The sequence below is a fragment of the Hyphomonas oceanitis genome (assembly GCF_036964545.1).
GTDB classification, from domain to species: Bacteria; Pseudomonadota; Alphaproteobacteria; order Caulobacterales; family Hyphomonadaceae; genus Hyphomonas; species Hyphomonas oceanitis.
Map to the genome: position 1 here is coordinate 474245 of NZ_JBALTL010000001.1, position 19458 is coordinate 493702.

General features: G+C 61.8%; 20 protein-coding genes. 9 read left to right on the forward strand and 11 right to left on the reverse strand.

The features are described from left to right. Nucleotides 1–14: 14 nt before the first annotated feature. From panB to V7651_RS02475, 3 genes are all read right to left on the reverse strand, one after another. Nucleotides 15–851 (reverse strand): 3-methyl-2-oxobutanoate hydroxymethyltransferase, encoded by an 837-nt coding sequence (gene panB, locus V7651_RS02465; protein WP_034738820.1) that lies wholly within the window; start codon nucleotides 849–851, stop codon nucleotides 15–17. 61 nt (nucleotides 852–912) lie between these two features. Next, a complete protein-coding gene (locus tag V7651_RS02470) occupies nucleotides 913–1275 on the reverse strand; it encodes a DUF805 domain-containing protein (protein ID WP_335612073.1) in 363 nt (120 codons plus the stop codon). Nucleotides 1276–1347: 72 nt separating this feature from the next. After that, nucleotides 1348–1923, reverse strand: a complete 576-nt coding sequence (locus tag V7651_RS02475; protein ID WP_335612074.1) for an NnrU family protein — start codon at nucleotides 1921–1923, stop codon at nucleotides 1348–1350. A 190-nt stretch (nucleotides 1924–2113) separates the two neighbouring features. On the opposite strand from V7651_RS02475, the gene V7651_RS02480 reads away from it, so the two are divergent. After that, nucleotides 2114–2740 (forward strand): sulfotransferase family protein, encoded by a 627-nt coding sequence (locus tag V7651_RS02480; RefSeq protein ID WP_335590750.1) that lies wholly within the window; start codon nucleotides 2114–2116, stop codon nucleotides 2738–2740. A gap of 11 nt (nucleotides 2741–2751) precedes the next feature. Here V7651_RS02480 and V7651_RS02485 read toward each other — a convergent pair whose 3' ends face one another. The 3 genes from V7651_RS02485 to V7651_RS02495 all read right to left on the reverse strand — a co-directional run bounded on the left by V7651_RS02485 (nucleotide 2752) and on the right by V7651_RS02495 (nucleotide 5435). Next, complete coding sequence (locus V7651_RS02485; RefSeq protein WP_335590749.1) at nucleotides 2752–3924, reverse strand: acyl-CoA dehydrogenase family protein; 1173 nt, start codon at nucleotides 3922–3924, stop codon at nucleotides 2752–2754. Between the two features lie 66 nt (nucleotides 3925–3990). Further along, nucleotides 3991–5139: an NAD(P)/FAD-dependent oxidoreductase gene (locus V7651_RS02490; protein ID WP_335590748.1), complete on the reverse strand. Its 1149-nt coding sequence runs from the start codon at nucleotides 5137–5139 to the stop codon at nucleotides 3991–3993. Between the two features lie 38 nt (nucleotides 5140–5177). After that, entirely contained in the window at nucleotides 5178–5435 is a 258-nt protein-coding gene (locus V7651_RS02495) for a hypothetical protein (RefSeq protein ID WP_335590747.1), read from the reverse strand. A 202-nt stretch (nucleotides 5436–5637) separates the two neighbouring features. Between V7651_RS02495 and V7651_RS02500 the strand changes: the two genes are divergently transcribed. From V7651_RS02500 to V7651_RS02520, 5 genes are all read left to right on the forward strand, one after another. Beyond that, entirely contained in the window at nucleotides 5638–6702 is a 1065-nt protein-coding gene (locus V7651_RS02500; protein WP_335612075.1) for an extracellular solute-binding protein, read from the forward strand. 5 nt (nucleotides 6703–6707) lie between these two features. After that, nucleotides 6708–8321 (forward strand): ABC transporter permease, encoded by a 1614-nt coding sequence (locus V7651_RS02505; protein ID WP_335612076.1) that lies wholly within the window; start codon nucleotides 6708–6710, stop codon nucleotides 8319–8321. Further along, a complete protein-coding gene (locus tag V7651_RS02510; protein ID WP_335612077.1) occupies nucleotides 8318–9337 on the forward strand; it encodes an ABC transporter ATP-binding protein in 1020 nt (339 codons plus the stop codon). Before V7651_RS02505 ends, V7651_RS02510 begins: the two co-directional genes overlap by 4 nt. A 93-nt stretch (nucleotides 9338–9430) precedes the next feature. Further along, the gene (locus V7651_RS02515; protein WP_335612078.1) at nucleotides 9431–10876 is read left to right on the forward strand and encodes a M48 family metalloprotease; all 1446 of its coding nucleotides are present in this window, start codon (nucleotides 9431–9433) and stop codon (nucleotides 10874–10876) included. Between the two features lie 97 nt (nucleotides 10877–10973). Continuing rightward, nucleotides 10974–11717: a DsbA family protein gene (locus tag V7651_RS02520; protein ID WP_035536981.1), complete on the forward strand. Its 744-nt coding sequence runs from the start codon at nucleotides 10974–10976 to the stop codon at nucleotides 11715–11717. On the opposite strand, the gene arfB is transcribed toward V7651_RS02520, so the two are convergent. Further along, a complete protein-coding gene (gene arfB, locus V7651_RS02525) occupies nucleotides 11714–12148 on the reverse strand; it encodes an alternative ribosome rescue aminoacyl-tRNA hydrolase ArfB (protein ID WP_035536979.1) in 435 nt (144 codons plus the stop codon). The genes V7651_RS02520 and arfB overlap by 4 nt on opposite strands. A gap of 139 nt (nucleotides 12149–12287) precedes the next feature. Between arfB and V7651_RS02530 the strand changes: the two genes are divergently transcribed. The 3 genes from V7651_RS02530 (at nucleotide 12288) to V7651_RS02540 (ending at nucleotide 14685) form a co-directional block, all read left to right on the forward strand. Continuing rightward, nucleotides 12288–12833, forward strand: a complete 546-nt coding sequence (locus V7651_RS02530; RefSeq protein ID WP_335612079.1) for an RcnB family protein — start codon at nucleotides 12288–12290, stop codon at nucleotides 12831–12833. Between the two features lie 447 nt (nucleotides 12834–13280). Further along, on the forward strand, nucleotides 13281–14132 hold the full coding sequence (kdsA, locus tag V7651_RS02535) for a 3-deoxy-8-phosphooctulonate synthase (RefSeq protein WP_335612080.1): 852 nt from the start codon (nucleotides 13281–13283) through the stop codon (nucleotides 14130–14132). Between the two features lie 4 nt (nucleotides 14133–14136). Then, nucleotides 14137–14685 (forward strand): rRNA large subunit pseudouridine synthase E, encoded by a 549-nt coding sequence (locus V7651_RS02540; RefSeq protein ID WP_335612081.1) that lies wholly within the window; start codon nucleotides 14137–14139, stop codon nucleotides 14683–14685. On the opposite strand, the gene V7651_RS02545 is transcribed toward V7651_RS02540, so the two are convergent. The 4 genes from V7651_RS02545 to clpS all read right to left on the reverse strand — a co-directional run bounded on the left by V7651_RS02545 (nucleotide 14682) and on the right by clpS (nucleotide 19458). After that, the gene (locus tag V7651_RS02545; protein ID WP_335612082.1) at nucleotides 14682–15422 is read right to left on the reverse strand and encodes a class I SAM-dependent methyltransferase; all 741 of its coding nucleotides are present in this window, start codon (nucleotides 15420–15422) and stop codon (nucleotides 14682–14684) included. The genes V7651_RS02540 and V7651_RS02545 overlap by 4 nt on opposite strands. Then, nucleotides 15419–16621 (reverse strand): serine hydrolase domain-containing protein, encoded by a 1203-nt coding sequence (locus V7651_RS02550; protein ID WP_335612083.1) that lies wholly within the window; start codon nucleotides 16619–16621, stop codon nucleotides 15419–15421. The genes V7651_RS02545 and V7651_RS02550 overlap by 4 nt, the downstream gene beginning before the upstream one ends. 131 nt (nucleotides 16622–16752) lie before the next feature. Then, on the reverse strand, nucleotides 16753–19068 hold the full coding sequence (clpA, locus tag V7651_RS02555; protein ID WP_335590737.1) for an ATP-dependent Clp protease ATP-binding subunit ClpA: 2316 nt from the start codon (nucleotides 19066–19068) through the stop codon (nucleotides 16753–16755). Nucleotides 19069–19101: 33 nt separating this feature from the next. Continuing rightward, nucleotides 19102–19458, reverse strand: coding sequence for an ATP-dependent Clp protease adapter ClpS (clpS, locus tag V7651_RS02560; RefSeq protein WP_051615154.1), 357 nt, complete (start codon nucleotides 19456–19458; stop codon nucleotides 19102–19104).

Below are 19458 nucleotides of genomic sequence, written 5' to 3' on the forward strand. Positions count from 1 at the left end.
CAGGCTGCAACGTGTCAGCGCTGTTCCGGGTCAGGTTTTCGCAGGGCATAGGTTTCAGCATCTCCGGGAAAGCGGCGCGTGCGGACATCGTCGGCATAGGCCGCTGCCGCCTCGCTGATCGTCTTGCTGAGATCGGCGTAGCGGCGCACGAATTTCGGTGTCCAATCAAACAGGCCCAGCATGTCATGCGTCACGAGCACCTGCCCGTCACAGGCCGCTGATGCGCCAATACCGATGGTCGGGCAGCTCACTTCAGCCGTAATCTCGGCGGCGAGGTCTTCAGCTACTCCCTCAATCACGATGGCAAAGGCGCCAGCATCCGCGGACGCGCGGGCCTCGGCAATCACCCGGTCGCGCTCGGCATTGGTGCGGCCCTTGGCGCGGAAACCGCCGTCTACGTTCACCGCCTGTGGGCGCAGACCGATATGGCCCATCACCGGCACGCCGCGCTCCACAAGGTGAGCGATCTGTCCGGCCGCATAGGTGCCGCTCTCGATTTTCACGGCCTGACAGCCCGTTTCCTTCATGATGCGGGCAGCATTCAGGAAGGCATCATCATTATTCGTCTCGTAAGACCCGAACGGCATGTCGACCACGACAAGCGCCTGCTCGGCGCCGCGCATCACGGCCTGACCGTGCAGGATCATCATTTCCATCGTCACGCCAACGGTGGATGGCAGGCCATGGACGACCATGCCCACGCTATCGCCCACGAGAAGAAGGTCGGCGTGCGGGTCCAGCAGGCTCGCCATGGGCGCATCATAGGCCGTGAGGCAGACAATCGGCGTCTTCCCCTTGGCAGCGGCGATGTCCTTGACGGTCTTGCGACGGGTCTGTGTTTGTTTCGACATGGGCCGCGACTTAGCCTGACCGCGCCCGGCGAGCAAGACAAGTCAACGCGCAGGGGCTTGTTCAGGCCTTTGCAGGTTCCGGTCCGAAACGGTTGGTTCCCGGCGTTCCCGGCTGGCAGGCAAGGTAAATATTGTAGATGGGGATCAGCACCATGATGCCGCTCTGCTCGATATCGTGCATCCGCCGGATGGCAATGCCGATGCCCGGCAGCAGCAGGGCGAGGCTGATGAGCAGGCTCAACAGGCTGAAAATCGCGCCGAGATACGGAATCTCAGAGAGAATGCTCAGCGTGATCGAGATGATGAAGGCGATGGACACATAATGCCAGAATTCCCGGCGGCTGGTCCGACCGTCGAAGGCCGCATAGCGGTTCATTACATTGTCGAGAAACACCGCAAGGGCGTAATTGAAGTCATAATTCATGGGTCACACTCCTGCAGGCTTTACGCGAATAGTGAGCCAAACCCGCCAAACAGGTGGGTTCACCGCGAATTATCAAACAATCGGCACGCCGATCAGAATCTGGTGCAGCCACAGCACGAAGCCCACGTAGACCCCTGCCCCGATCAGCACAGACCCGACATCTGCCATCACCGAAGACGGCGCATCCTTGGCCGGACCCAAGTCACCGCGCTTCTTGACCGCGATCCGGTCAATCACGGCATAGGCCAGGAAAACAGTGAACAGGATGACCGAGTTCAACTCGCCATTGGCCAGCAAATGCCCGAAGGCCCAGAGCTTCACGGCCACCAGCATCGGGTGCTTTGCCGCCTTCTTGATCGCCCCGGTCGGCAATTGCGAGGCCACCAGCAGGATCAGTGCCGGCAGCATCAACAGCATGTTCACATGCTTGCCCCAGTTCGGCGGCGTATAGAGGATACCCGCCCCGCGCGACGCGCCATACCCGTAGCAGATCAGCACAAAACCGATAATCGAAACAAGGCTGTAAAGCCCCATATAGGTCGGATAGCCAAGTTTGACCTTGATATCCTTTCCCGGCTCCCGCGACCGGAATGTCGTAAATAGGTGCGCCCCGAAAAAGATGACCAGACCGAGTATCAAATAAAGCATGCAAACGCCCTCCCAAGGCTTTTGCAGAGCCTAGTCCGAATTGCAGGTTTGAGAAAGCCAATCGGCACGTAGAGCGCCAAGTTCCCTATCCGCCTCCGCCGGAAGAAGGACGAAGGCCCCGCTACAGAATGCTCCGTAACCGTGCTAGCCTCCTGAATGAGGCCCGGAGAACCGGGCGTGGGAGGGACACATGACACTATCTGTTATCAGCGCCGGATTCGGCCGCACCGGCACAATGTCGCTCAAGCTGGCGCTTGAGGAACTGGGCCTCGGCCCGTGCCATCACATGATCGAAGTCATCCATAATGGCGAGGCGCAAGTCCCGCTCTGGAACGCTGCACTGGCCGGCAAGCCCGACTATGCGGCCATCTATGATGGCTACAAATCAGCCGTGGACTGGCCAACCGCCGCCTTCTGGCAGGACGTCGCCGGGACCTATCCGGATGCCAGGATCATCCTCTCAACCCGCTCTGCCGAAAGCTGGTATACCAGCATCTCCGAGACCATCCTCGCCACGGTCTGGGCGCCCGAAACATGGCCACCGCAGGCGACCGAGTGGTTCACAATGGTCAGCAAGGTGCTGAAGCGCAGCTTCGGCGACGCCCGCGAAAAGGACGAACTGATCGCCACCTTCCACGCGCACGAAGCAAACGTGAAAGCCACCGTTCCGCCCGAGCGCCTGCTGGTCCACTCGGCCAAAGACGGCTGGGGGCCGCTCTGCGCCTTCCTCGAAGTCCCTGTTCCGTTCACCCCCTATCCGCGCACCAACAGCAAGGAAGAATTCTTCCAACACATGAAGGACGCAGATGAGATGTAGCCTTAGGCCAGCTAGTAACTCTTCGGCAGGCCCAGCACGCGTTCGGCGATGAAGTTCAGGATCATTTCGCGGCTGACGGGGGCGATGCGGGCGAGCATGGCTTCGCGCATCATGCGCTCGACATGGTATTCCTTGGCATAGCCCATGCCGCCATGCGTCAGCACAGCGGTCTCGCAGGCGGTGAAGCCAGCTTCGGTACCGAGATATTTCGCGGCATTAGCCTCGGCACCGCAATCCTGCCCGGCATCGTAAAGGCTGGCCGCCTTGTAGGCCATCAATTCCGCCGCCGAGAGTTCAGCCCAGCTGCGCGCCAGCGGATGCTGGATGCCCTGGTTCTGGCCAATCGGCCGACCGAACACGACCCGCTCCTGCGCATAGCGCGCGGCGCGCTCCAGCGCGGCAAAGCCAAGGCCGACGCTTTCCACGGCAAACAGAACGCGCTCCGGGTTCAGGCCCTGCAGCAGGTATTTAAAGCCCGCGCCTTCCTCGCCGATCAGGTGTTCCTTCGGCACTTCCAGACCGTCAATGAACAGCGTGTTGCACTCGACCGCCTTGCGGCCCATTTTCGGGATTGGGTTCGCCTCGATCTTGCCCCGGTCAAGGTCGGTATAGAACAGCGACAGGCCAAGATAGGGCTTGGCGCACTGGTCCTTCGGCGTCGTGCGGGCGATGATCAGGATCTTGTCGGCGCGCTGCGCGCCCGTGGTCCAGATCTTCCGGCCATTGATGACATAGCCATTGTTCGTCCGCTCGGCCTTGGTCTCCAGCGACGACGTATCCAGCCCGGAGTTCGGCTCGGTCACGGCAAAGCACATCTTCTCCTTGCCCGAGATGATCTTGGGCAGGTTTTCCTGCTTCTGTTCCGCTGTGCCGAACTTCTCCAGCGGCTTAGGGCCAAATATGTTGAGGTGGATCGCCGACGCGCCGGAATAGCCCGCGCCCGAGCGCGTCACCGTCTGCATCATCAAGGCCGCTTCGGTCAGGCCGAGGCCCGCGCCGCCATATTCTTCCGGGAAGGTGATGCCCAGCCAGCCGCCCTTGGCCATGGCATCGCAGAACTCTTCCGGCCATTTGCCGGTCTCGTCCGTCTTGCCCCAGTATTCGTCATCGAAAGGCGCAATCGTCTTGGCGACGGCGTCCTTGATGGCCATCTGGTCTTCGCTCATGGGGGCGATCTGGTGCATGCGTTTCCTCCTGCTTGTCAGGAGACTTAGGCGCGGCAGGGGCGCCCGTCCAGCATGAGCGCGGCGTCAGGCGGTCGCAGCCGCAAAGCGGGCCGGGCTGAATGCCGCCGCCAGTTCGCCGGTTTTCCCGTCGAGCATCGCATCCGCCATGATCTTCGCGGTGATCGGGGCGAGCAGGATGCCGTTCCGGTAGTGACCTGAGGCGACGAATAGCCCTTCAGCCCGCGTTTTCCCAAGCAGCGGCGCGTGATCCAGCGTGCCAGGCCGCACACCGGCCCACGTTTCCAGTTCGGGCGCATAGGCAATCGCCGGGCACAGCCGCACCGCTTCCGCGCGCAGCTCGGCAATCGCGCCCTCGTCAGGTTCAAGCGTCGCCCTGCCCGGCTCCATCGTGGCGCCGATGATTACTCTGTCAGGCTTTGGCGCGATATAGATGCCGCCACAACGCAGCGTCATGGTCGGCAAGCCCGGCTCACGCGAGACCGACAACATCTGCCCCCCATAGCAATCAATCTCGTCGAGCGCCGTGTCCCAGTTCACGAGGCTGAAATCATCGCCATTCTGGCGCACCTTGATAGCCGCCGTGTTCCAGCCCGCTGCAGCGAGGATCATGTCATGCCCCTCGATGAAGAGGCGCCCGTCGCGGTCTTCGAGCGGTGCCGGAACGGTCACAAAACGGACCGCCTCGTGTTCACCAAGGGCCGCAATCAGGGCCGAGACGATGGCACGATTGTCCACCTGTCCGTCAGTTGGCAGCCTCAGCGCGCCATGCACGCCCCGCGAAACAGCGGGCTCAATGTCCCATACGGCCTCGGGCAGCAGCATGTCGCTCTGCACGCCATGCCGCGTCAGGGCGGCTGAGAGACGGTGCAGGCCAGCCGCCTCGGCCCCGTCAAAGGCCAGCGCCAGCGACGGCCCCGGCGAAAAGCCAAGATCGCGCCCTGATGCCTGGCTGACAGAGGCGGCAAAGCCCGGCCAGAGCGCCGCGCTTTCCATGCAAAGATCGAACAGCCGCGGATGCGCGCCGTCTTCGGCTGCGGCCTCGAAGGCGGGTGCCAGCATGCCGGCAGCGGCCCAACTCGCCCCGCGCCCGGGCGTTTGCGTATCATAGAGGGTCACGCGCGCGCCGCGCTGTACCAGTTCCCAGGCACAGGCGAGGCCGATAATGCCAGCGCCAATAATGGCGACATGCGCAGAACGGGGGTTCGGGCTCATCCCGGCTCTCTAGGCGACTTGGCCGTCAAGCGAAACGCCTAGGCGGCGGCCGCCTGCATTTTCTGCTCTTCCCAGAAGCTCATGAAGGCATCTGCCCATGTCCTGTCCTGGAAGATCAGCTTCTTGCTGATGCGTCCGTTCGGCTTGAAAGCCGTATGGACCATCATGTCCGGGGCATCCCCACCCACGGCATTGTCGTTGGAACTGAGCATGTTGACGAAGAAGTCGACAGCCATTTCCCAAAGTGCCTGTTCCTCTGGCGTCCCCAGATCCAGGTCCAATACGATGTCATTCATGTCCCACCACCCCTGTTATTCTGACCGGAGTTAGTCCCTGATTTACCGAAGAAGACGGCCTGTGCGGAGTCATTTCGGCTGAAAAACCAATTCCTTGACCGTCCTGTGCAAGATTCGGGCAAAACGTCGCTACCCTCACTTGTTGCGATCCATTCTCAATTATGTTTGATAGTCGCCAGCCAGACAAGGATCGTTCCATCTCATGAAGTTTCCCGTATTACTCACCGCTATCGCTTTGTTCGCGGTCGCTTGCGGCAAACCTGCTGAACCTGCGGCAACAAAAGCTGAACCCGTTGCTGCGCCTGCGGTTCCCAGCGCCGGTGTGCTGAATGTTTATTCCGCCCGGCACTATGATTCCGACAAGGTCATGTACGATATGTTTGAGAAGGAAACTGGCATCCATGTCCGTTTCCGCGAGTCTGGTGCACCTGAATTGATCGAAACGATGAAGGCCGAAGGCGACAAAAGCCCCGCTGACGTCATCATTTCCTCCGATGTAGGCACGCTCTACCGCTTTCAGGCAGGCGGCTTCACCCAAGGCATTCGCTCCGAGACACTGGAATCGCTGATCCCGCCGCATTTCCGCGAGCCCGAAGGCAACTGGTTCGGCCTCGCCCGGCGCGCCAGGATCATCGTGTACGATCCGACCCGCCTGAAGCCCGAAGAGGTTGCCCATTATCAGGATCTGGCCGACGGCACGCTACACGGCGAAATCTGCATGCGCTCCAGCTCCAATGTCTACAATCTCTCGCTAATGGGCGAATTTATCGGTCGATGGGGCTCTGACAAGGCGGCTGAGTGGGCACGCAACGTCGTTGCCAACTTTGCCCGTCCACCCCAGGGCGGTGACACGACGCAGATCGAGTCCATCGCGGCAGGTGAATGCTCTGCCGCCCTGATCAACCATTATTACTGGGTGCGCATGGCCACAGGCACAGACGCCGAGAAAGCCGTCACGGCAAAGACCGCGCTATCCTTTCCCGAGCAGGACGGAGTCGGCACGCACATCAACGTATCCGGCGCGGCCGTCGCTGCACATGCGCCCAACAAGGAGAATGCCGTCCGCTTCATCGAATGGCTGACCACCGCAGAGGGCCAGCAGATGCTGACCAGCGCCACCAAGGAATTCCCGATGGTTGCCGGCATGCCGCTGCCCGCTGGGCTTGAACAGCTTCCCGATTTCAAGCCGAGCGAATTCCCGCTGCAGGAACTCGGTGAGCACCAGGCTGAGGCACAGGAAATCTACGACCGGGCCGGCTGGAACTGATCCGCTTGGCCCGTGTAGCGCCCTTCCGAAACCTTGCCATTCGCGCAAGTGACGGGCCCGCCTTTCTGGCGGGCCTTGTCATTGCGGTGCCAGTCGCTGCCACGCTTGTGGCCGGTCTGGTCTTTGGCGGCGGCGACGCGTGGGACCATATTCGCACGACGCTCCTGACCGGCTATCTGCTCGGCACAATCGGCACGCTCGCGCTGACCGGCCTGTTCATTCTTGCCTTCGCCGTTCCGGCTGCATGGCTCGTCACCATGTACCGCTTTCCCGGCCGGGCCGTATTCGAGTGGCTGCTGATCCTGCCCCTCGCCGCGCCGGGCTATGTGCTGGCTTATGCCTATGGTGACCTGATGGGCGTTGGTGGGCCGATCCAGGCCGCCCTTCGCACGGCGACCGGATGGCGCGCCCGCGATTATTGGTTCCCGGACATCCATTCCTTGCCCGGTCTCGCCTTCGTTCTGGCGCTGACCCTCTATCCTTATGTCTACCTCACCGCCCGCGCGGCCTTCATCTCTCAGTCGGTCTGTTCGCTTGAAGCGGCCCGCAGCCTCGGCGCCAGTGCCGCCCGCAGTTTCTGGCGCGTCGCCCTGCCCGCCGCACGCCCGGCCATCGCGGCCGGACTGTCGCTGTCGCTGATGGAAGCCGCCGCAGACTATGGCGCCGCTGAATATCTCGGCGTGCCGACGCTCACTTATGGCATCGTGCGCGCCTGGACGAGCTTCGGCGAACCTGCCACCGCGGCCCGTCTCGCGCTCGTCCTGCTATCGCTCGTGCTGAGCCTTGTCCTGTTCGAGCGATGGAGCCGGGGACGCCGGGGCAGCGAGCAGAATTCCCGCCGCTGGCGCGCCGTCGCCCGCGCGCCCCTCACGCCACTAGCCGCTGCCAGGGCGACAGCGCTTTGCATCGCGATCTTCCTGATTTCCTTCGGCCTGCCTGTCGGTCGCCTCATCTGGCGCAGCGTGGAAACGAGCGAAACACTTGCCCCGATTGGCCCTGCGCTGATGAACACGCTGATCCTCGCAGGCGCAGGCGCCGCACTCGCCTTCGTGCTGGCCCTTGTAATCGCCCTATCCCAGCGCGCTTCCGGCCTGCTGCCGCGCTTTGCCCGGCTTACCGCTTCGTCAGGCTATGCCATTCCCGGCGCCGTGCTCGCCATGGGTGCGCTGGTCGTGCTCGGCCTGCTGCCATTTACGCTGACCGGCGCGTCAGCCCTCATCGCACTGGCATGGGTCTATGCCAGCCGCTTCACCGCTGCCGGGGCCGAGCCGATGGTCGCCGCTCTCGCCCGCGCGCCTGCCTCGCTTAGTCAGGCTGCTGGCAGTCTCGGCGCCTCGCCCCTGCGCCGGGCCCGCGAAGTTGATCTGCCGATTGCCCTCTCGGGCGCAACAGCCGGCGCCCTCATCCTGTTTGTGGAATCCCTCAAGGAACTCCCTGCAACCCTCATGCTTCGCCCCTTCAACTGGGATACGCTGGCGGTACGCGCAAACGCCTATGCCACCGACGAGCGCCTCGCCGCCGCCGCTTTGCCCGCCCTCCTGATCACGCTGGCCGGACTTGTGCCCGTCATCTTCCTGTCCTGGCGCCTTTCCCGCGCGCGCCCCGGAGCCCCTGAATGACCCTCGTCCCAACCCCTCTCTCGGCGCAGAATATCAGCCGCGTGTATGACGGTCTCGCCGTCGTATCCGGCGTGTCGCTGGACCTGCAGCCAGGCGCCATCACGGCCCTGCTCGGCGGCTCCGGCGCCGGCAAGTCGACACTCCTGCGCCTGCTCGCAGGCCTGGAGCCGGTCGACACAGGCAAGGTCTGCCTCGGGGACACCATCCTCTCGGAACCCGGCCACACACTGGCCCCCGAGAAGCGGCGTATCGGCCTGATCTTCCAGGATTTCGCGCTGTTTCCACACCTGACCGCCTTCCAGAATGTCGCCTTTGGCCTCGCCAACTTGCCGAAGGATGAGGCCCGCGCCATTGCAACCCAATGGCTCTCACGTCTCGGTCTTGGTGCCCGCAGCGGCGCCTATCCGCATGAGCTTTCAGGCGGCGAGCAACAGCGTGTTGCCATCGCTCGCGCCCTCGCTCCGCGCCCGGCGGCCATCCTGATGGACGAGCCCTTCTCGGGCCTGGACCCGTCGCTGCGTGGAACCGTGCGCGACGAAGCCCTCGACGCTATCCGCGCCGCGGGCGTGCCCGCCCTGCTGGTGACCCACGACCCCGCCGAAGCGCTGGAAAGTGCCGATCATATCGCGATCATGAAATCCGGCCGCATCCTGCAGCAGGGCAAAGCCGCAGATGTCTACCTGAAGCCTCAGGGCGCCGACATTGCCGCAGCGCTGGGCCCCGTGAACATTATCGCGGGCCATGACCTTCCCGCAGGCCTGCTAAGCGAGGCCATCGCCCCGGACGCCATCGTCGTCATCCGGCCCGAAGGCGTCATCCCTGATGCCACCTCTCCTGTAAGTGCCACTGTTGTTTCCAGCCGACTGACCGGGCCAATGGCGCGTCTCATGATGAATGTCGGCGACCTGCAACTGACATCCCTTGTGCCGCGTGCGCTGTCCCTACCCGCCGGGGCCGAGACAGGCATCCAGCTTGATCCCGAGCTTTCATTCATATTCGCCTCAGGTAATTCCTGACATTACTGTCATGGATGTGCCTACCCCCTCGCCAATACTGGCGTAGCTGCTTAAGCTCAGGGTGTCTGGTTCCACGAAGAGGAGACGCCTGACATGGCGCGACAATTGCTGCGTCTTGCTGCCACGAGCCTTGCCGCTGCCGCCTTTGCCTTCACCGCATCGGCGCAGAGCCTGATCCGTGATGCCGAAATCGAGGAAACCCTGCGCGAATGGACCGACCCGATCCTGACCGTCGCAGGCCTCAACCCCAAGGATGTTGGCTTCTACATCATCAACGATCCCAGCCTGAACGCCTTCGTGGCGAACGGCCAGAACATCCACATCCATACCGGCCTGATTATCGCCGCCGACTCGCCTGACGAGATCAAGGGCGTCATCGCGCACGAAACCTGCCACATCGCGTGTGGCCACAGCGTCAGCCGCCAACGCGCCGCCGAGATCGCCTCGCGCCCCGCGCTCATCTCGATCGGCCTCGGCATTCTTGCCCTCGCCGCAGGTGAGGGCGGCGCCGGTGCAGCCCTGATTGGCAGCTCGCAGCAATTCGCCGCGCTGAACTTCTTCGTCCACACGCGCGCCGAGGAATCCATGGCCGACGCCGCTGCCGTGGAATACCTGAGCCAGCTGCACGAATCGACGGGCGGCATCGTCCGCTTCTTCGACAAGTTCCGTTACCAGGAAGTCCTCTCGAACGCCCGCCGTTACCCCTATTTCCGGTCCCACCCGCTGGCCTCTGACCGTATCCGCGCCGTGCGCCAACTGGCCGAGCAATCCGGCCTGATGGACGAACCGCCGACCGAGCACGAGCAGTATCAGTACGACATGATGCGCGCCAAGCTGATCGGCTTCCTCGATACGGCCAACAAGGTACGCAACGAATATCCCGCCACCGATGACGGCGAGCCGGCGCACTATGCCCGCTCCATCGCAGCACTGCAGGTCTCAGACATCGATGTTGCCCTGAAAGAGGTCGACATCCTTCTTGAGCGCGAACCGGATAATCCTTACTTCCACGAGCTGAAAGGCCAGATCCTGTTCGAGAGCGGTCGCACGGCTGAATCGGTTGCCCCGCACAAGCGCTCGCTGGAGCTGAAACCCGGCCAGCCGCTGCTGCTCATCAACTATGCCCGTTCGCTCAATGCCCGCGATGAACCGGGCGATGTGGAAGCCGCCGAAGCCTCCCTGCGCGACGCACTGATCGCCGAGCCAGATAATGCCTTCGCCTGGGCGCAGCTCGCCATTACGCTGGACAAACAGGGTCGCCGCGCCGAGGCACAGCTCGCCACAGCAGAATCCGCTTACGCAATCGGTGACATCGTCAGGGCCAATGCCTTTGCCCACCGCGCTGCCGACCAGCTTGAGCGTGGTACGCCTAACTTCCGCCGGGCGGACGACATCATGCTGATCACCGATCCAAACAATCCGGACAATCGCAGTTTCTATGACCGCGCCAACCGGGGCCCACGTCTGTCCATCCAGAGCAACGGTCGCGACATGCCTTTCGGCAATTTCGCAACCGACATCACGACAGACCGGCGCTGATCAACTTTCTGTCAGGAGTGATGGACGCTGCCCGCGCTGGCCGTATACATGGCGGTTAGCGACGACATTGTATTCGAATACTGAAAAGGCCCACCCCATGATACGCAAACTGTTCACCGCAGCGGCGATGACCGCCATTGCCCTGACCCCAGCCTGCGCGCAGGGCAAGCCAACCAGCCAAATGAGCAAGGCCGAGATCGAAGAGATCGTGCACGAATACATCGTCGCGAATCCCGAAGTCATCGAAGACGCCCTCGTGGCGCTCGGCGAGAAACAGCGCGCTAGCGCAGCCGCCGCGCAGCAAGCAGCCATCTCGAGCCAGAAAGACAAGCTCTACAACCTTGCCAGCGATCCTTCGATCGGCCCGGCCGATGCAAAAGTGACGGTTGTCGAATTCTTTGATTACCGCTGCGGTTATTGCAAACGCTCGGTCGAGACCGTTCAGGGCCTGCCAGCCCAATATGATGGCAAGGTGCGTGTCGTCTTCAAGGAACTGCCGATCTTCGGCGGCGTCAGCGAGACTGCCTCCCTTGCCGCGCTCGCCGCAGGCAAGCAGGACAAGTACAACAAGATGCACGTCGCCCTTATGGAGCTGAAGTCGAACGATGACCTCACCGACAAGCGCATCGATGCAATCGCCGAATCACTCGGTATCGACGTGCAGAAAATGCGCGCCGACATGAAGTCGATGGAAATCCAGAAACAGCTCTCCGACATGAAAGACTTGGGCCGCAAGCTCGAAGTCGGCGGAACGCCAGGCTTCTTCGTTGGCGGCACTCATATCGAGGGCGCTGACATGGCAAAGCTGGATGCTGCCATCAAGGCCGAGCTGGAAAGCTAGTCCTCCGGCGTTACATCGCCTCGCAGCGACTTTATCTCGCCCCGGCGCTTCTTGGCCTTGATGCGCCGGCGCACGCTGCCAGCCGTTGGCCGTGTCGCAATGCGGCGCTTGGGGCGGATGGACGCCTTCTGGATCATTTGCGCGAGGCGCTTGCGGGCGGCCTCCCTGTTCATTGGCTGGCTGCGGTGTTCGCTGGCTTCAACAATGATGCGGCCATCATTCGTCATCCGGCTGCCATAGAGCTTGGCGAACCGCGCTTTGACCTCTGCCGGAATGGACGATGCCTCGACAACCCAGGTCAGCTGAACAGCCGACGAAACCTTGTTGACGTTCTGGCCACCCGGGCCCGAAGCCCGCACGAAGGCTTCGCTCAGTTCCCAGGCGGGAACCGTCAACTCGCCTGATACGTGAAGATCGCCGAAATCTGCCATGGCGGTTCCTTAACATGGTGTTCAGGCACAGTTCAGCCCGAAAGGCTTAATTCTTGCTTCAAGGTCGCGCAGGTGTGCGGCAACTTATCGGCGGTTCCGGCATTGGTCAGGACGGCCGAACATCGGAGGCAAGAGTGCCATGAAACTGTTCAAGAGTATTTCCCGTCTTGTAGCGGCGACTGCAGCGGTTGGCTTGTTGATCGCCCCTATGGCCAGCGCCGACCAGGGCCGACGTGGCCATGATGACCGCGGAGGCCACTATTCCGGCAAGAATGATTATCGTGGCCATGACCGACGGGATGGTCGCCGGGATGACCGCCGTGACGACAGGCGTCACCATCGCCGCGATGACCGTCGTGACTACCGCGGTCACAACCGCCACAACAACTACCATAACCACTATAGCGGTCCTCGCTATTACGGTCGGGCACCAGCACGCGTCTATTACACCCCGCCGCGCTACTATGCGCCACCGCCGCGCTACGTCCCGCGCTATGCCGTTGGGGGATATTATCACCCCCATCCGCAGACCGTTTATATCCGCGACTATGGCCGCTACGGCCTCTATGACCCGCCGCGTGGTTACTATTGGGCCCGCGATTATGACCGGGGCGATGCGATTCTCGCCTCCGTGGCGACCGGCGCCATCATCGGCCTCGCCATTGGAGTGATCGGTACAAACTAGCTAAGTGCCTGAAATTTCATCACTTGATTCACGCCCGGACGTCACGTCCGGGCGTTTTTCTTTTTCAACCAAAAAGTTCACGCAAAAAGCGCGTTCTTAACTTGGTGTTGGCGCAAATCATGCTTAACTTCGTCCTGTTCTGGATGGTCCGGGACAAAGTCCGTGCAAGCAGCACGTTTGAAAGGAGGTGATCCATGTCGAGTGAGAAACCAGGTGAGGCCGTTGGGTCTGTGTCCTATGGTGTCTGGCTGGAGCAGCCTCCAATCAACACCTAGAGACGCGGTAGGGCCGCTGTAACGCCGCCCGGACCTGACTAGCCCCATGGGCTCACGGAAGCCGCCCCTCGACAGGGCGGCTTCTTTGATTCTGCGACCTGAAGGACGCGGGTTACCTTGCCGCCGAAACAGGGTTATCTCCCGTGCAAAGACACTTTCAGGAGAGATGACGATGACGGCGCTGACGCATGCAAAATCCGGCTGGACCATCGGCAAGGGCAAACCGCTGGCGATCATTGCCGGTCTCAACGTTCTGGAGAGCAAAGAGCTGGCGCTGACAGTCGGTGCCGAGCTGAAGGCGATCTGTGCCGAGCTAGGCCTGCCCTATGTTTTCAAGGCCAGCTTCGACAAGGCCAACCGCTCCTCCATCCATTCCTATCGTGGTCCCGGCCTTGAGGAAGGCCTGAAGATCCTGAAAGCCGTCAAGGCGGAGCTGAACGTGCCAATCTGCACAGACCTGCACACGGCCGAGCAAGCCGAGCCGGTCGCTGCCATTGCCGATATCGTGCAGATACCCGCCTTCCTTTGCCGCCAGACAGACCTTGTTGTCGCCACAGCGCGCGCCACCGCCAAGGCTGGCGGCATCGTGCAGGTCAAGAAAGCCCAATTCATCGCGCCATGGGACACCAAGAACATCGTCACCAAGATTGGCGAAGCCGCCGATGTTGGCGTCATCCTCTGCGAGCGCGGCTCCAGCTTCGGTTACAATAATCTCGTGGTCGACATGCTCGGCATTCCCGAAATGCAGAAACTCGGCTGCCCGGTTACCATCGACGCAACCCACGCCGTCCAGCTGCCGGGCGCTGACCCGCGCACCGCTGGCGCATCCACCGGCGGGCGCCGGGATGGTGTCGCCGTGATTGCAAAGGCTGCTGTGGCCGCAGGCGCCGATGGCGTCTTCCTTGAATTCCACACGGACCCGGACGCCGCCCTCTGCGACGGGCCGAGCTGCCTGCCTGTCTCCGGTGCCCGCGCGCTGCTCGCTCAGCTGAAAGCGATCCATGAGGTCATCCAGCAAGGATAGGCCGATGCCCCGCCTGATCCTCTTCAACAAGCCCTTCGGCGTGCTGTCCCAGTTCACCGACAAGGGCACCGAAGGCTCGCCGCGCAAGACCCTGTCGGACTTCATTACCATACCCGGCGTCTATGCCGCGGGCCGCCTCGACCAGGACAGTGAAGGCCTGCTTGTCCTCACCGATGACGGCCAGCTCCAGAACCGCATCAGCGACCCGAAATTCAAGCAGCCGAAAACCTATTGGGTCCAGGTCGAAGGCGTGCCCGACGAGGCCGCCCTCAAGGCTCTGCGCACAGGCGTCAGCCTGAAGGACGGCAAGACCGCCCCGGCCAAGGCCGAGGCTATCCCCGAACCGGAAAACCTCTGGCCACGTGATCCTCCAATCCGCGTGCGCAAGTCCGTGCCCGACAGCTGGATCAGCCTGACGATCACCGAGGGCCGCAACCGGCAGGTGCGCCGCATGACCGCCTCGGTTGGCCACCCAACCCTCCGCCTGATCCGCGCACAGGTCGGCGAATGGACTCTGAACGGACTCGGAACGGGCCAATGGCGGAAGGCCTAGCCTGCGTGAGCGGGCTTTTCGTACACCGATACATGCATGCCGCTCTCGGCTGTGAACGGCTCTCGCTTCCAGCCACCCCAGCGATGCTTTAGGCTGAGCCCGGCAAGCTGCGCCATCAGGTCCATTTCGGCGGGCCAAGCATAGCGCATAACAAGCGGCACCATGCGGATGCCATCCTGCGTGATGCGCATGCGCTGGAAATCGATTCGCTGTTCGACACGGTGGTGTAGCGCCGCTTCGATCCAGACAGAACTGAACCCCACTTTCATCGTGCGCACGTTCTGGCCGCTACGCGCCTTTTCGGCATCGGGTACAAATGTCTCGACTAGGAATGTGCCGCCCGGCGCCAGGCGCTTGGCCACATTGGCGAAACACCGCACCTGCGCTTCCTGCGTGGTGAGATTGAACAGCGTGTTGAAGACCAGGAACACATGGTCAAACTCACCCTCGATGGCGACATCTGCAATGTCGCCGATCACGACCGGAATGGCATCGCCACCGGGCTTCTCACGCAGCTTGGCCACCATTTCAGGTGAGCCTTCGATACCATGAACTTCCAGCCCCTGCGCCGCCAGTGGCAGGGCCACCCGGCCCGTGCCGATGGCGAGTTCCAGCACACGCCCACCCGCCGCAATGTCGCTGATCAGCGCAACGGATTCCTCAGTCGTGCCCGGATCGTGGAGGGCGTCATAGTCCTCGGCGTTAAGTTCGCCAAAGGTCTCCGGCCCGAACTTCACTTCACCCAGGCCCCCGGCGCATTCGTGCGATAGCCAAGCGCCTTATAGGCCGCGTCGATCAGCGGCTGGCCGCGATCGTTCAGCAAGAGGCCGCCGCCCATCTGGTTCATCGTATAGCTGAAGGCCATGCCGCATTCGGGGTCTGCAAAGCCGATGGAGCCACCGGCGCCGACATGGCCGAAGGCCTTGTCACCCATGATGGCGCTGGTGCCCGGGCCGAGGTTCAGCGCGCGATTGTCCATCGACTTCATGAAACCGGAGGCAAAACGTGTGGGGATGAGCAGGGTCGCATCGCGCTGGGTCGCGGTCGACACCATGCTCATGTTGGCAACGCGGTCCTTCGAGACCAGGCTGCCATCATTGCAGGCGAGCGGCGTGTACATGGCTACTTGTCCGCGCGCATTGGAAAGACCACCGCCGCCGCCAATCTCGGCTGCCTGGCTTTTGCGGTCGTTGAAGTCCCATCCGCCACTGTTCATGAACGACTTGTGCTGGATCGAGTCCGGCTCCGTTATCAGCTTGATCGTGAACTCGGTGGGCACATCGCCGGGCTGCGGTGCATATGTGTGGATGGGCGCGATGTGGACGTCTTCGTCTTCCGGCAGGCCGAGCCAGAATTTCGCGCCTGTCTTTGCCGTCACTTCATCGCGGAAGAACGTGCCGAGCGACTTGCCTGATACACGCCGGACAAGTTCACCGACGGTCCAGCCGAAATTGATCATATGATAGCCGTTGCGCGTGCCCGGCTCCCAGAAAGCTTCCTCATCCTCGAGGCGCTTGATCATATAGTCCCAGTCCGTATAGCCGCCCGGCTTGACCGGATCGCGCAGCGTCGGCAGCGCGCTCTCATGGTTCAGCATCATCTGGACGGTGGTCTTCTCTTTGCCGTTCTTGGCAAATTCGGGCCAGTAGTCGGCGACAAGCGCAGCGGGGTTCAACTCCCCCCGGTCGATCAGGATATGGGCGCAGACGGAGGTCGCGGCCTTTGAGCACGAGAAGACAATCGAGATTGTATCTTCCTGCCAGTCCTCGCCGGTTTCCGGGTTGGCCTTTCCGCCCCAGAGGTCGACCAGAGTCTCGCCATTCACCGAGAGGCAAACCGATGCGCCGACTTCGCCTCGCTCCGCAAAATTGCGTTCGAATTCTTCCTTCAACTCGGCAAACTTTGGATCGCAACTGCCCTTAACCGTTCCGGCCATACATATCTCTCCCTGATCGTGTTCTGTTTTGCGGCGACTTTACCGACCAGAACGAGAAAAGCGAGCCTAATGAAAAAGGCCGCCCTGCAGAGAAGGCGGCCTTTGTATCATTACGCGTGGAGCTCGCCCTATCAGGCCGGCTCTTCGGCATCGTCCTTCTTGGCGGAGCGCTTCTTGGCAGGTTCCGCGACGTATTTGAAAGCGAGCTTTTCCTCGTCCTTCTTGTCCACGTCGATCTTGACTACGCCGCCCTTTTGCAGCTTCCCGAAAAGAAGCTCTTCGGCCATCGGTTTCTTGACGTGCTCCTGGATCGTACGTGACAGAGGCCGCGCGCCCATGTCGGGGTCGAAGCCGCGCTTGGCCAGCCAGTCCCGGGCCGCCTTGGTGATCTCGATCGAGACATTGCGATCTTCCAGCTGGACTTCCAGCTGCAAGATGAACTTCTCGACGACACGGTCGATGATGGCAGGTGTGAGACCGCCGAACGTGATCGTTGCATCGAGACGGTTGCGGAATTCCGGCGTGAACAGGCGCTTGAGCGCCTCTTCCTGTTCGTCGTCCTTCTTGCCGCGACCAAAGCCGATCGAGTTCTTGGAGGCATCGGAAGCGCCCGCGTTCGTCGTCATGATCAGGATGACATTGCGGAAGTCGACCTTGCGGCCATTCGCATCCGTCAGCGCACCATTGTCCATGACCTGGAGCAGGATGTTGAACAGGTCCGGGTGGGCCTTCTCGATTTCGTCGAGCAGCAGCACGCAGTGCGGATGCTGGTCCACGCCGTCTGTCAGCAGGCCGCCTTCATCATAACCGACATAGCCCGGAGGCGCGCCGATCAGGCGGGAAACGGTGTGTCGTTCCATATATTCCGACATGTCGAAGCGCAGCATTTCGACGCCCATGATCGAGGCGAGCTGTTTGGCCACTTCGGTCTTGCCGACGCCGGTCGGGCCGGTGAAGAGATACGAGCCGATGGGCTTGTTCGGTTCGCGCAGGCCCGCGCGTGCCAGCTTGATCGCAGCCGAGAGCGCCGTAATGGCGGCATCCTGACCGAACACGACACGCTGCAGGTCCGTCTCCAGTGATTTCAGCGCGATCATGTCGTCGCTGGACACCTGTTTCGGGGGGATGCGCGCGATCTTGGCGACCACGGCTTCCACGTCCTTAATGCCAACCTGCTTCTTGCGCTTGTTGGCGGGCAGCAGCCACTGGGCCGCGCCGGCTTCGTCGATCACGTCGATCGCCTTGTCCGGCAGTTTGCGGTCAGTAATGTAGCGATCCGACAGTTCAACGGCCGCCTTGATGGCATCATTGGTGTAACGCAGGCCGTGGAAATCCTCGAAGCGGGATTTCAGGCCCGTCAGGATCTTGATGGCATCCGGCACAGTCGGCTCAACCACGTCGATCTTGCGGAACCGGCGGCTAAGCGCGCGGTCCTTCTCGAAGTGTTGCTTGTACTCCTTGAACGTCGTCGAACCCATGCAGCGCAGGCCGCCATTCTGAAGCGCGGGCTTCAAGAGGTTCGAGGCATCCATTGCGCCGCCAGATGTCGCGCCGGCGCCGATAATCGTGTGGATCTCGTCGATGAACAGGATCGCTTTTTCCTGCTGCTCGAGTTCCTTCATCACGGACTTGAGGCGTTCCTCGAAGTCACCACGATAGCGTGTGCCTGCGAGCAGTGCACCCATGTCGAGCGACCAGATGATCGCTTCGTCGAGGATTTCCGGGGCTTCGCCGTCAACGATTTTCTTGGCGAGGCCTTCGGCAATCGCCGTCTTGCCCACGCCCGGGTCGCCCACGAGGATCGGATTGTTCTTGTTGCGGCGGCAGAGCACTTCGATACAGCGGTTCACTTCGGCATCGCGGCCGATCAGAGGATCGATCTTGCCGGCGCGTGCCTTGGCATTGAGGTTGACGCAATAGGCGTCGAGCGCCTCGTGGCCCTGCTTGACGGCCTCTTCTTCGCCGCCTTCCGCGCCGCGCGGGCTGGAGGGGCGGGACATGCCGGGCTGCTTGGCCACACCATGCGAGATGAAGTTGACTGCGTCATAGCGGGTCATGTCCTGCTCCTGCAGGAAATACGCAGCGTGGCTTTCACGCTCGGAGAAGATCGAGACCAGCACATTGGCGCCCGTCACTTCATCGCGGCCCGAGCTTTCGACATGAAGGATGGCGCGCTGGACGACGCGCTGGAATGCGGCCGTTGGCTGAACGCGGCCTTCGCTTTCTTCCAGAATGAGGCTGGAAAGCTCTTCATCAATGTAGCGAACGAGGTCGGCAGTCAGTGCTTCGATATCTACCTTGCAGGCCCCCATCACTTCGCGGGCATGCTCGTCTTCCGTAAGGGCCAGCAGGAGGTGCTCGAGCGTGGCATACTCATGGTCGCGTTCGGACGCGAGTGTGAGCGCCTTTTCGAGAGCGGTTTCGAGAGAGTGGGACAATCGTGGCACGTGTCAGACCTTTCAGGTCGGGGGTGATAAAAACTAGTCTTCTTTCTCCATAACGCATTGGAGAGGGTGTTCATGGCGTTTGGCAAGGTCAAGCACCTGAGCGACTTTTGTTTCAGCCACTTCGTAGGTGTACACCCCGCACAGCCCCACGCCCTTCTGGTGGACATGCAGCATAATCCGGGTCGCCTGCTCGCGTGAGCGGTTGAAGTACCGCTCCAGAATGTACACGACGAATTCCATCGGCGTGTAGTCGTCATTGAGCAGCAGAACCCGGTAAAGCGAAGGCTTTTTCGTCTTGATCCGCGTCTGGGTAACAATATCGACACCGATACCGTCGCCACCGCCCGGCGGTGTTCCCGCCGGCGGGCCCGGCAGGTTCGGATCGCTCAT